General features: G+C 71.1%; 12 protein-coding genes. 5 read left to right on the top strand and 7 right to left on the bottom strand.

What is annotated here, in order from left to right:
* Positions 1-73 precede the first annotated feature (73 nt).
* Both FHX40_RS24430 and FHX40_RS24425 read left to right on the top strand, forming a co-directional pair.
* A complete protein-coding gene (locus tag FHX40_RS24430) occupies positions 74-424 on the top strand; it encodes a metallopeptidase family protein (RefSeq protein ID WP_373286918.1) in 351 nt (116 codons plus the stop codon).
* A gap of 182 nt (positions 425-606) precedes the next feature.
* Positions 607-1,917 (top strand): MFS transporter, encoded by a 1,311-nt coding sequence (locus FHX40_RS24425; RefSeq protein WP_142262306.1) that lies wholly within the window; start codon positions 607-609, stop codon positions 1,915-1,917.
* Between the two features lie 119 nt (positions 1,918-2,036).
* On the opposite strand, the gene FHX40_RS24420 is transcribed toward FHX40_RS24425, so the two are convergent.
* From FHX40_RS24420 to FHX40_RS24400, 5 genes are all read right to left on the bottom strand, one after another.
* Positions 2,037-2,468 (bottom strand): PspC domain-containing protein, encoded by a 432-nt coding sequence (locus FHX40_RS24420; RefSeq protein ID WP_142262305.1) that lies wholly within the window; start codon positions 2,466-2,468, stop codon positions 2,037-2,039.
* Between the two features lie 191 nt (positions 2,469-2,659).
* A complete protein-coding gene (locus tag FHX40_RS24415) occupies positions 2,660-3,457 on the bottom strand; it encodes an ABC transporter permease (protein ID WP_211350497.1) in 798 nt (265 codons plus the stop codon).
* A 5-nt stretch (positions 3,458-3,462) separates the two neighbouring features.
* The gene (locus FHX40_RS24410; RefSeq protein ID WP_142262304.1) at positions 3,463-4,323 is read right to left on the bottom strand and encodes an ABC transporter ATP-binding protein; all 861 of its coding nucleotides are present in this window, start codon (positions 4,321-4,323) and stop codon (positions 3,463-3,465) included.
* 45 nt (positions 4,324-4,368) lie between these two features.
* Positions 4,369-5,388, bottom strand: a complete 1,020-nt coding sequence (locus FHX40_RS24405) for an ABC transporter substrate-binding protein (RefSeq protein ID WP_211350496.1) — start codon at positions 5,386-5,388, stop codon at positions 4,369-4,371.
* 148 nt (positions 5,389-5,536) lie between these two features.
* Positions 5,537-6,322: an IclR family transcriptional regulator gene (locus FHX40_RS24400; RefSeq protein ID WP_142262302.1), complete on the bottom strand. Its 786-nt coding sequence runs from the start codon at positions 6,320-6,322 to the stop codon at positions 5,537-5,539.
* 621 nt (positions 6,323-6,943) lie between these two features.
* Here FHX40_RS24400 and FHX40_RS24395 point away from each other — a divergent pair.
* The 3 genes from FHX40_RS24395 (at position 6,944) to FHX40_RS24385 (ending at position 8,902) form a co-directional block, all read left to right on the top strand.
* Positions 6,944-7,483 (top strand): UGSC family (seleno)protein, encoded by a 540-nt coding sequence (locus FHX40_RS24395; RefSeq protein ID WP_142258295.1) that lies wholly within the window; start codon positions 6,944-6,946, stop codon positions 7,481-7,483.
* A gap of 76 nt (positions 7,484-7,559) precedes the next feature.
* Positions 7,560-8,654, top strand: coding sequence for a hypothetical protein (locus FHX40_RS24390; RefSeq protein WP_142262301.1), 1,095 nt, complete (start codon positions 7,560-7,562; stop codon positions 8,652-8,654).
* Complete coding sequence (locus FHX40_RS24385) at positions 8,654-8,902, top strand: hypothetical protein (RefSeq protein WP_211350495.1); 249 nt, start codon at positions 8,654-8,656, stop codon at positions 8,900-8,902. The genes FHX40_RS24390 and FHX40_RS24385 overlap by 1 nt, the downstream gene beginning before the upstream one ends.
* Before the next feature lie 315 nt (positions 8,903-9,217).
* On the opposite strand, the gene fxlM is transcribed toward FHX40_RS24385, so the two are convergent.
* Both fxlM and FHX40_RS24375 read right to left on the bottom strand, forming a co-directional pair.
* Positions 9,218-10,501: a methyltransferase, FxLD system gene (fxlM, locus tag FHX40_RS24380; RefSeq protein ID WP_211350494.1), complete on the bottom strand. Its 1,284-nt coding sequence runs from the start codon at positions 10,499-10,501 to the stop codon at positions 9,218-9,220.
* Between the two features lie 170 nt (positions 10,502-10,671).
* On the bottom strand, positions 10,672-11,862 hold the full coding sequence (locus tag FHX40_RS24375) for a helix-turn-helix domain-containing protein (RefSeq protein ID WP_142262300.1): 1,191 nt from the start codon (positions 11,860-11,862) through the stop codon (positions 10,672-10,674).
* Between the last annotated feature and the right edge of the window lie 519 nt (positions 11,863-12,381).

Here is a 12,381-nt window from a genome sequence, read left to right as displayed (position 1 = left end):
TTGCCTACCCCGTATCGCCTCCGTTCTCGCCTGTGCGCCGCGGTCTCGCGCGGCCCCGCGTACCGATGGAACGATGGACGGCGTGATCGATGTTTCGCGGGAGAGGTTCGAGGAGCTCGTCGCGGAGGCGTTGGACACGATTCCGCCGGAACTCGCGAAGTTGATGGACAACGTGGTCGTCGTGGTCGTGGACGACCCGCCGGAGCCGGGGCTGCTCGGCCTCTACACCGGGGTGCCGCTCACCGAGCGAGGGAGCTGGTACTCGGGCGTGCTGCCCGACCGCATCGAGATCTACCGCAACCCCACGCTGGAGATCTGCGAGACCGAGGAGGACGTGGTCGAGGAGGTGCAGATCACCGTCGTGCACGAGATCGCGCACCACTTCGGCATCAGCGACGAGCGCCTCCACGAGCTGGGGTGGTGAATCCCGGCCTACCCGACCTTCCCCCCGTTACCCGCCGCATCGCGACCACCACATCCGATTACAGTTTGAAACGGCCTGACTCCAACCGGTTGCAAACGCCTCCGGCGGCGGGCACTGTAGGTTACGTCGTGAACACAACCTGTCAGTGATGGGCCGCGCGCCCGCGACTCAGGCGGAGGCACATGACGGCCACCGGGTCCGGCCGGCTGCCGCGGCGACCGCTCGACACCGAGCGCGCCACATCCGACGGCCGGGCGACGTATCGCGAGGTCATCGCCCTTGGCGAGTTCCGCGCCCTGTGGCTCGCCCAGGGGCTGTCGCTGCTCGGCGACCAGTTCGCCCAGGTCGCGCTCGGCGTGCTCGTCTACCAGCGCACCGAGTCACCGCTGGTCACCGCCGTGGTGTACGCGCTGACCTACCTGCCGCCGATCGTGGGCGGCCCGCTGCTCGCCGGTCTCGCCGACCGGTACGCGCGCCGGCGCGTGATGATCGTGTGCGACCTGGCCCGGGCGGTGCTGGTCGCGGCGATGGCCGTACCCGGCATGCCGCTCTGGGTGCTGTGCGTGCTGCTGTTCGGCGTGATGACGCTGAGCGCGCCGTTCTCCGCGGCCCGGGCCGCGCTGCTGCCCGACATCCTCACCGGGGACCGGTACGTCGTCGGGTCGGCGCTGCAGAACATGACCAACCAGGGCGTGCAGCTGCTCGGCTTCGCGCTCGGCGGCGTGGCCATCCTCAACCTCGGCCCGTACCGCGCGCTCGCGCTCGACGCGGCCACCTTCCTCGCCTCCGCGCTCATCCTCGTCGCCGCGGTACGGCGCCGCCCCGCCCCCTGCCGGGACGGCGAGGCGCGCCCGTCGCCGCTGCGCATGGCGGCCGCGGGCGCCCGGCTGGTGTTCGGCGACCGGCGGCTGCGCACGCTCGTGCTCATGGCCTGGCTGTGCGGGTTCTACGTGGTGACCGAGGGCATCGCCGTGCCGTACGCGGCCACGGTCACCGACGACCCGGGCATGCTGCCGGTGGCGAGCGGGTTGCTCATGGCCGCGCTGCCGACCGGGACGGTGATCGGGGCGGTGCTGTTCACCCGGTACGTCTCGCCCACGGGGCGGCTGCGGCTGATGGGCTGGATGGCGATGCTGAGCTGCGCGCCGCTCGTGCTCTGCGTGCTGGAGCCGCCGCTGCCGGTGGTGCTGCTGCTGTGGATCGTCTCCGGGATCGGCGGCGCCTACCAGCTGGCGGCGAACGCGGCGTTCGTGCTGTGCGTGCCCGCCGAGCGGCGGGGGCAGGCGTTCGGGCTGGTGCAGTCGGGGCTGTTCGCCGTGCAGGGGGTGGGGATCCTGCTCGGCGGGGCGGCGGCCGAGCGGCTCGGCCCGGAGCCGGTGGTCGCCCTCGCCGGGCTGGGCGGGCTGGTCTGCGCCGCCCTGCTGTTCCCCGGCTGGGCGCGGTCGCAGGACGGGATCATCGCCCGGATGCGCGCCCAGCCGACCTCGGGCTGACCGGCCCCGCCACCACGCGGGTGCGGGCTGGCCGCCCGCGGGTCGTGGCTCCCCCACCGGGCCGTCCCGGTCCCGCCCGGCCGGGCGAGAGCGAGCGGCCCCGGTGGGAGGGCCGGCGGTCAGACATCCGTCCCCGGCCGCTCGCCGGTGGGACGCGGGCCGGTCGGGGCCTGCTCGGGCTGGGGCCCGGGCTGGGGCGCCGCCTCGGCCGGGCCGTACGGGGCGCCGTTGCCGTACGTGGTCGGCGTGGTGGACGACGGGGTCGGCCACTGGATCCGCGGCCAGGAGCCGTCGGCCTGCCGCGCCTTCTGCTTGTCGATCAGGTCCTGCAGGATCGAGCCGCTCTTGCCCTCCTCGGGGATGATCAGCCAGGCGACGGCGTAGACGCCGATGCCGAGGCCGCCGAAGAAGCTCGCGATGGCGAGGGCGACGCGGACGATGTTGGGGTCGACGCCGATGAAGTCGCCGATGCCGGAGCAGACGCCCGCGACGATGCGGCCGTGACGGGTACGCCGAAGCTGTTTCACCGGGTGTGGCTGCAGTTCGCTCATGCCTCCACACTGCCCGCGACTTATCGCCGCGTATATCCGGATTCACCCCGGCGTCACCCTGGTTCCGCCCTGAGGCCGGCAGGGGAGCCCCGCCTCCCCACCCCTGGTACGGCGGGCCGTACCCTGGGCCGGGATCCCTGACCCGCCCCGAGGCCCGGCCGGGAGAACCGGGCCCCGGGAGGGTGGTCTTGTCAGCCGTTGAGGTCCTGCTGCGCGTAGACGGACTCGTGCCAGGGGATGAGGAACCGCTTGAGCGCGTTGACCGCGAAGTAGAGCAGCAGGCCGATGAGCGACAGCAGGATGGTGGTGGCGAACATCGCCGAGGCGTTGAGGTCGTTGAGGGTGCGCACCAGCATGTAGCCGAGCCCCTCGCTGCCGCCGAGGTACTCGCCGACGATCGCGCCGATGATCGCGAGCACGATGCCGACCTCCATGCCGGCGAGCACGTACGGCAGCGTGCTCTTCATCTCCAGGTGCCGGAACGTCTGCCACCGGGTGGCGTTGAGGCTGCGCATCACCTCGCGCTGGCCCGCCTCCACCGAGCGCACGCCGAGCTGCGTGTTCAGCATGATCGGGAAGAAGGCGAGCATCGCGGAGATGACCACCTTCGAGGTGATCCCGAACCCGAACCAGATCACGAACAGCGGCACGAGCGCGACCTTCGGCACCACCTGGGAGGCGACGATCACCGGGCGGAGGCTCAGCTCCAGCCACGGCACCTTGCCCAGCACCACGCCGGCCACGACGCCGACCACGAGGGCGATGAGGAAGCCGCCGAGGGTCTCCGAGGTGGTGATCCAGGCGTGCTCCCAGGTCTCCGCCGTGGTCAGCACCGTGACCATCTCCGACAGCACCCGGCCCGGCGGCGGCAGCACCGCGTCGGAGATCTCGGAGACGCGGACGAAGACGTCCCAGGCGACGAAGGCCAGCACGAGAATGATCGGCGTGCTGATCCAGGGCAGCAGCTTGCGGGATCGATCGCGGGACACGCCCCTCACCTCTTCTCGTCCTCGTCGAGCGCGTGGCGCAGTTCCCGGACGATGACGCCGAACTCCGGCTCGGTCTGCACGTCGATGCTCCGCGGCTTGGGGAAGTCGATCGTACGGATCTGGTGGATCCGGCCGGGCCGGGGCGTCAGGTGCACGACGCGGTCGCCGAGGAACACCGCCTCGTTGATGTCGTGGGTGATGAAGACCACCGTCGCCTTGGTGGCGAGCGAGATCCGCTGCAGCTCAAGGTTCATGCGCTCGCGGGTGAGCGCGTCGAGGGCGCCGAACGGCTCGTCCATCAGCAGCAGCTTCGGGTTGATGCTCAGCGCCCTCGCGATCGCGACGCGCTGCCGCATGCCGCCGGAGAGCTCCCGCGGGTAGGAGCGCTCGAACCCGCCGAGCCCGACGAGCTCGGCGAGTTCGTACGCGCGCTTCATCCGCGAGGCCTTGTCGTCACCGCGAAGCTGCAGCGGCAGCGCGATGTTCTCGGCCACGGAGTACCAGGGGAAGAGGTTCGCCTCCTGGAACACCACGCCGAGCTGCGACACGACGGAGGTATCGACCTTGGTGCCGTTCCACAGCGACCTGCCCTCGACCAGGATCTGTCCGGTCGTGGGACTGAGCAGCCCTGCGAGCATGCGCAGCAGCGTGGTCTTGCCACATCCCGACCGCCCGATGATCGAGACGAACTCGCCGTCGTTGATCGTCAGATTGATGTCCGACAGGGCGACGGTGTGCGCACGCTTGGTGCGGAACTCCTTGCCGACACCGATGAGCTCGAGTTTCGCCGCTCCGGCGGCCCCGGTTCGGGAGCTCTGCCGGGCTCCGGCGGTCGTCTTGACCGCCTCGGCGCTGTCCGGGGACATCCGGCTCCTTTCGTCGATACGTGCCCGTCGGCCGGCCCGCGAGGCCTACGACTTGGGCAACAGGCTGTTGTCGAACCAGGACTTCGGGTCCTCGCCGGACTGGAGGAGCCCTGCGTCGGTCAGTTCCTTGTATCCGGCCGCCCACGCCGCCTCGTCGGTGACGAGCAGGGGCTTGCTGCGATCGCCCCCGGTCCAGCTCTCGCGCAGCATGCCGAGGCTCGCGCGGGCGATGGCGTCGTTGTCGAGGGTGGCGAACTTGTACTTGCCACGCAGGATGGTGATCGTCTCGTCGAAGTTCTCGTCGGCCACCATGAACGCCATCGCCTCGCGGATGGCCGCGAGGAACCGGCGCAGGCTGTCCGCCTCCTTGGTGAGGTTCTCCTTGGTGGTGGCGTAGAGCTGGCCGTCCGACTTGACGTACTTGGTGGGGTCGAACACCCCCGCATCGGGATTCTGTGCGGTGAGGATGTTGGCCGTGTCGATGCTCACCACGTAGCCGGCGATCCGCCCCTGCTGGACAAGGTTGAACGTGCCCGGCGAGAGGCCCACGACCTGGCGCTTGACCTCCGTGGGCGCGATGCCCGCGTTCGCCAGCACCAGGGAGACGACCTTGTCGCTGGTCCCGCCCTCGGAGGGCACGCCCATGATCGTCCCGACCATGTCCTGGGGCTTCTCGATCGGGTGGTTCTTCTTGCTGTAGACGAACCGCAGCGCGGTGGTGCGGAACGGCATGGCGATGTTGACCAGCGGCTGGCCGGCGGTGGCGATCGCCGTCATCGCGTCGATCTGGCCGATGCGGGCGACCGGCGCCACACCGGACAGCAGGGTCTGCATCGCCTGGGCCGTCCCCTTCGTGGCCTGCAGCTCCACCTCGAGCCCGTGCTTCTCGAAGTAGCCTCCGGCCACCGCGAGCAGCTCGGGCGCAAGGGAGAGCGACTCGAGGGGAATCGGGCTGAGGAAGGTCATCTTCCGGGTGCCGCCCCCGGAAGAGTCACCACCACCTCCTGTCTCGGACTCGGTGCCGCAGGCGGCGAGGAGTCCGCCTCCGGCTGTGGCCGCGGTCACGGCAAGGGCGGTGCGGCTGATAAAGGACCGTCGGCTTAACGGGAGCTCGTTGCGGGGGGTAGTACGCACGTCGTCTCCTCGATGCGTTGGTGTCGACTCACAGCCAAAGTCGACGCGAATGAGACTTGCGTCTCATAAGCGTCATTGCCTAGCCACCTTTCCACATATTGGAAGGCATCGCAGGTCGTATCCGCCCCTGAGGGGCGCCCAACGCACGGGAGATGCCGCGCGCGGTGGCGAGGAGATGGGCGAGGCTCGGTCCGTACGGCTCGTTCAGCGGCAGGATCAGGGAGAGCGCGGCGACCACCTGGCCGGTGTGGTTGTAGATGGGGGCGGCCACCGAGAGGTGCTCGTTGCGGACCACGCTGGTGGCGTAGCCGGCGCGGCGGATGTCGGCGAGTTTCTGCCGCAGCTCCCGCTCGGTGATCGGGGGGTGCCAGTTCGGCCCGTTGAGCGGGCCGGTGACGATCTCCTCCTGCAGCTCGGTGGGGGCGTGCGCGAGCAGGACCAGCCCGATCGCGGTGGCGTGCAGCTCGTACCTGCCGCCGACGCGGGTCCGGTCGGTGGCGGTCTCCGGGCTGAGGAAGCGCTCGACGAAGACGACCTGGTCCTTCTCCCGGATCGCCAGGTGCACGCCCCGGTGCGTGGTCTCGAAGAGGTCCTGCATGAACGGCAGGGCCACGCTGCGCAGGCCGCCGGACCGCGGGGTGGCGGCCGCGACCTCCCACAGCCGTAGCCCGATCCGGTACTCGCCGGACTCGTCGCGCTCGAGCGCACCCCATTCGTGCAGCTCACCGACGATGCGATGGGTGGTGCTGAGCGGAACCCCCGATCGCCGGCTGATCTCGGAGAGGCTGAGCCCCTCCCCTGCATCCTTGATCGTGTCGAGGATGCGCAGCGCTCGGCGGAGCACCGACCGCCGCTCGTTCGCCATGTCGATCCGCTCCTTCCGCACCCCGGCCCGGCGGCCACGTCGGGCCGAGGGCGCGCCTGCATCATCCGCGCAGGTCAGGGCCTGCCACAACCTCGGCGGTGGGGACATATCGGGATGGATTGGTCATTCCCCCACACACCCACCCGCTTTGGCGATTATGGACAATCCTGTAAACGATAACTACGCTGCAAACGTCGACAGGAAGGCGACCGGAGCGCCCGACGGTGCTCGTCGACGGCCACGCGTACGCGGCCGGCCCCGCCGCCGGCCCGCACAGCCCGTACGCGCTCGGCATGTGGTGTCGCTCTCCGCCGGGGCGAGGAGACCCGGCCCCGTTCGCGGCTTCGCCCGCGGACCCGCGGAGCGTGCGACCGTTCGGTGACCCCGCCATCGCGGTGTGCGGTATGCGCCCGCGCGCTGTCGCGTGCCGTACCGACGTCCCATCCGCGGATCCCTTCTGCCACGGGGCGGAGCCATGTCCGGGGAGAGAGATCCGCCGTCGCGGCTGCACGGACGACAATCTGTCGGGCAATATTGTTCACAATCTTGTCATCCATCCGGGGTCGTGCTTAGCTGACCACCAAGCACCCCCATGACCCAACCCAGGAGGCGTCCGGGGACATGCCCGAACTCGAACACCTGCTCGACCCGACCGGCAACGCCGACCAGGCCGCCGACACCACCCTCGCCCCCAGGCCCGGAACCCTGCAGGGCCTGACCATCGGCCTGCTCGACAACACCAAACCCAACGCCACCAACCTGCTGCGGCACGTGGCACGCGAACTCCAGGCCCGCCACGGCACCGGCCAGGTCCGCGAATACGCCAAAGACTACTTCGGCACCCCCATGACCGAGCAGGTCCTCAACAAGCTCACCGCCGAATGCGACCTGGTCATCACCGCCGTCGGCGACTGCGGCTCCTGCAGCGCCGCCACCGTCGCCGACGGCATCATGCTCGAACGCGCCGGCATCCCCGCCGTCGCCATCGTCTCCGACTCCTTCCTCGTCTCCGGCCGCGCCATGGCCCAGCTCCAAGGCTTTTCCGGCTACGAGTTCGTCGCCGTACGCCACCCCGTGGCCAGCTGCGACGAGACCGAGCTGCGCCAGCGCGTGCTGGAGGTGCTGCCGGACATCCAGCGCATCCTCGGCCTGGAAAACTGACCCCCCACCCCGGCTCCCACCCCCGACCCGTCCCTTTCCTGACCCCCTGATCGACTACGAGGGCTGATCGCAGATCATGAGCACCAAGCTCGACACCCCGGCCGTCGACGCCGCCGCCATCCGCGCGGCCATGGAACACTACGCCCGAAACGGCTGGACCGACGGCCTGCCGGTCGTCCCGGTCACCGAGTCCTACCTGGCCGAGTTCCTCGCCACCACCGGCCGGGACCCCGATGAGGTGCTGTTTGTCATGCCGCACCTCAACCGCAAGCTCACCGTCCGCCTGGCGGCGATCAACGCCGCCCTGGCCGGATGCCTGCCCGAGTACTTCCCCGTCGTGCTCGCCGGCTGGGACGCCCTGGCCAAAGAGCCCTACCCGAAGAAGGGCATCTGGCAGTCGACCACCGGCACCGCCCCGCTGCTGATGGTCAACGGCCCCATCCGCGACCGCATCGGGCTCAACAGCAAAGGCAACGTCTTCGGCTCCGGCTTTCGCGCCAACGCCACGATCGGGCGGGCGATCCGCCTGACCGCGATCAACGTGTTCGGGGTACGCCCCCACCAGCTCGACCAGGCCACCCAGGCCACCTTCGGCAAATACAGCGCCTGCATCGCCGAAAACGAAGAGGACTCCCCCTGGGAGCCGTTCCACGTCGAACACGGCCTGGATGCTGAGACCAGCGCGGTGACCGGGCTGACGATCCGCTCGTGCATGCACATCGAGGCCCGCCACACCCGCATCCCCGAACAGCTCGGCCGCGACCTTGCCGACAGCGTGCGCCGCACCGGCGCGCTGATCCACGAGACCACCAGCGTGCTGATCGTGCTCGGCCCCGAGCATGCGAAGATGTTCGCCTCCTGCGGCTGGAGCAAGCAGGACGTGCGCCGCTTTGTCTATGAGAACGCGGTCAACACCCGCGAGGAGCTCAAGGCGGTGGGCAAGGACGCCATCTCCCGGCTGAGCCGCTGGCGCCTGCCGTCCGACCACCCCGACGCCATCCCCGACACCGCCTCGGCCTCCGAAACCCCCGAGCGGGTGCCGGCGCTCAACAGCCCCGAGGCGATCCTGATCGCGGTGGCCGGGGCGAACAACGCCGGGGTGTCGACGATCATCGAGACCTTCGGGCCGCGGGGGGACGCCCCTTCGATCGCGCCGGTGAGGGATGTGTGATGACGCAAAAGACCCTGGATGCGGCGTTCGGCCATTTCAAGGAGATGCTCGCCTCCGACGGCTACAGCCTCGACTGGCAGGTCGGCGAGGGGGAGAAGGTCGTGGTGCGGATCGAGGCCGGGCCGGACGCGTGCGCCGACTGCCTGGTGCCGCTGCCGGTGATGCAGGCCATCCTGTCGGACGCGCTGGCCGGCACGCCGTACTCGCTGGATCGGATCGAGCTGCCCGCGGACACCCCGGGCCACTGAACCGCCGAACGGCACCGCCCGGCGGCCCCGCCCCGATCGTGCCGACGCCGCGCCGTCGCCGATTCGATCGGATTGGGTGAGGGTGGGCCGCCGGGCGGGCCGGGCTCGGTGACCGCGGACCACAGACCTGCCAGGTGGGCACGGGCCGGCCGCCCGCCCGGACGGGCGCCGGCAGGCCGCGGTACGCGCGTCCCGGCGAGCGCGGCGAGGCCGTACCGGCCTCGACCCCGACCCGGACCCGGAGCAGGCGCGTCGGCCGTCATCAGGGTCCCCACGGCCGACGACCAGGGGTCCGGGCGCGCTCGCCGCACGGGCTCAGCCGACGTGCAGGGTGTCGTACCACGGGTGCGGGACGAACCCCGGGCCGGTCGGCGAGGGCCATCGGACCGCGACGCGGACGTGCCGCCTGGCGATGACGCGGCCGTCGGGGAGGCGGCCCGCGTCCGTGGGCCCCGCGGCGTCCCCGGCCGGATGGACCGTGATCCGCGGGCCGGGGCCGCCGCGGTGGTACCGGTCCCAGACCTGCACCTGCTCGGCGAGTTCCTCGGCGAGCCGGGCCGCGTCGGGGCCGTAGGCGTGCGCGCCGAACTCCGCGATGGGGCCGGTACGGCGCAGCGCGAGGTGGGCGAGGCCGCCCGCGCCGGCCATCGCGGGGCAGGCGACGCGGTGCGCCGGATCGACGCGGCCGGAGTCGCGGGTGGGGTTCACCGACAGCAGGCAGAAGCCGTCGAGCACGCTCGCCAGCCACAGCTCGAGCAGCTCGAACGGCTTGCCGAGGCCGATCCGCACCCCGGACCAGGCCTCGACGCGCGGCGCGTCGAGCGCGGCGGCGAGCATCTCGGTGTCGCCGGGCCGTTCCCCGTCGAACCGTAACGCGATCTCCCGCCCGCCGAGGGTCACCAGGTGCTCGGCGCACGCCGCGGCGCCGCGCAGCGGGACGAACCCCCAGACCTGCGCCGAGCGCGCGACGAGGTGGTCGTCCTCGCGCTCGAGCACGAGCCCGCAGGTGAGCCCGCGGATGCGCAGCGGAACCACGATCGCGCCGTCGTCGGTGAGCTGGTCGATCCAGGTCGGCGGCACGTCACAGGCGCCGGAGGTGACGATCACCCGGTCGAAGGGGGCGTGCTCGGGCGCGCCGTCTTCCCCGTCGGCGCGGCACAGGGTCACCTGGCGGTACCCGGCGGCGGCGACGCGGCGGGCGGTCCGGTCGACGACGTCGGGGTCGGCGTCGACGGCGACGACCTCGCCCTCCTCCCCGACCAGCTCGGCGAGGAGCGCGGTGGTGTAGCCGGCGCCGATCTCCAGGCAGCGCATGCCGCGTTCCACGCCGGCCTGCTCGAGCAGCATCGCCTCGAGCCGGGTGGCCGAGGCGCGCCCGGCCGTCCGGACGCGCGAGAAGTGCCGGTCCACCGGCCGGTCGAGGGCGTAGCCGGCCTCCAGCGGCTCGTCCGGTGCGAACAGGTGCCGGGGGACCCGGAAGAACGCGGCGGCGACGCGCGGGTCGCGAATGTCACCCAGATCTCGCAGCCCGTCGACCATGGCCGCGCGCGGTGGCGCGGCGGGACTCGCGTCGACATCGGTGGGCCGAGGCCTCGACATTGCGTTTCTCCCTTGTGCACGTCGCCCGCCGGCATCGCAACCGATGGCCGGCGGTTGTAATCCCTCACCTGCTCCCCAGGGGTCGCGGGGGCCGTTGCACACCTTAGAAATAATCGCGACGGCCGTTGTTCACATCTTGTGAACAACGGCCGCCTTGACAAAAACGATTATCAGAGTCCCATCCGGCGCTCGAGCGCGCGCAGGGATTCCGGAAGGGTGCGATACTTCCGCTCGAGCTCCATGACCGTTTCGCGCGATGTGGGATGATATCGCGTCATTTGTGGCGCGATCTTTTCCGCTTTCAGGATTCGGTGGAGCGCCTCTTTGTGCCGCCCCACGCCCAGGCAGGCGCGGGCCATATCGATTTCGTGGTGGGCGCGACGCTCCGGCCAGAGGCGGGGGGAGAGCACGATGCGTTCGTCCATGCGCAGCGCGCAGTCGTAGTCGCCGAGTTCGACCGCGATGGCGCAACCGTGAATCGCGACATTGCCCGGCAGCACCTGCAGGCCGTACGGATCAGGTCCGTTGCCGAGGCGCCGCGCCACCTCCTCGGCCTCGCCGTGATGCTCCCAGGCCTCCCGCGCCCGCCCGGCGCGCGCGGCCGCGACCGCGGCCCGCAACTGCAGCGCGCCGTACACGGTGAGCCCGCCCGGCTCGTCCCGGTCGACCTCGGCGGCCGCCCGTACGGCCATCGCCAACGCCAGGTCCGCCGCCTTGGCGCTGAGCAGGAGCAGCGCGCGCGACAGCACGACGAGCCGCGGCAGCAGCGGATCGTCGGCCCGCTGGGCGGCGAACGCGGCGCGCTCGATCGCCACCTGGGCGAGATCGTGGTAGCCCAGCCGCCGGGCGAGCGAGGCCGCGACCGCGTCGGCACGGTTGAGCAGCAGCCACGCCCGGGGCAGGTCGGTCTGCACCGCGTGCACGGTGAGCTCCTCGATGATCGCGGGCAGCCGCGCGCCGAGCCGCACGTACTGGGCCGCTCCCTGCAGCCGCTGCACCGTGGCGAGCTCCTCGTCGAGCGCGTCGAGCGAGCGCGGGGGCGTGTCCACCTCGGGCGCGAGGTCCGCGTACGCCAGTGCGCGCCGGATCGCGGGGATCGCGCGGTGCGCGGCGTCGCCGCGGCCGTCCTCCCTGCGGTACGGCGGGCCGGACAGCAGCGCCGGCTCCACGCCCAGCGCGGCGGCCACGGCCGCGACCAGCGAGGACGTGGCGGGCTTGTGCCCGGCCTCCACCTGGGCGATCAGACTTCGCGAGACGTGCGCCTCGCGGGCGAGCCCCGACTGGGTGAGCCCCCGGACCTTGCGCCAGTGCGCGATGCGCCGACCGACGTCGTCGCCGTATTCATATCCGCCGCCATTCACCGCCGGCCTTCCTCGGTGTGTTCGGGTGTGCGAGCAATATCGACCGATATCGGTTACGCCGGCCTCGCCCGCACCGTTTCTCCCCGTGGTGCGTGAAGCAGGCGCGAAGGCCCCCGAGTCTCCCGGCCCGGCCGTCGGCGTCGGTGCCGATCTTCGGCCTGGCCGACTGCCCTTATACCGGCTTCCGGGCCTCGACGCCTACCGGGATCCGCCGCTCTGTTTCCGTACCGAAATATTTACGGGTTCGGTCACGTCCGAATCCTGGTCAGCCTGCGTGCCAAATCCGGGCAGAGAGGGCTTGGGCCGCGTCTCCGGCGGAAAGGGGAGAGTGCGTCACCGCGGCCGGGGCGCGGGGAGAGGTCCCGGCGGGCGCGGCGGCGGAACCCGCGAGCACGGCGGCGGGAGATTACTCCGGTGAATGGCTCACGGCACGGCGGAAGATGGCGTGAACAATTGCATAGGAAATGGTTAACGACGCCGGAATAACGGCTGTGCGGAATCGCAATTACGGCACTGCGT

The sequence above is a fragment of the Thermopolyspora flexuosa genome, from assembly GCF_006716785.1.
GTDB classification, from domain to species: domain Bacteria; phylum Actinomycetota; class Actinomycetes; order Streptosporangiales; family Streptosporangiaceae; genus Thermopolyspora; species Thermopolyspora flexuosa.
The sequence above is the reverse complement of the archived record's forward strand: the minus strand, read 5'-3'. Positions and strand labels throughout refer to the sequence as shown.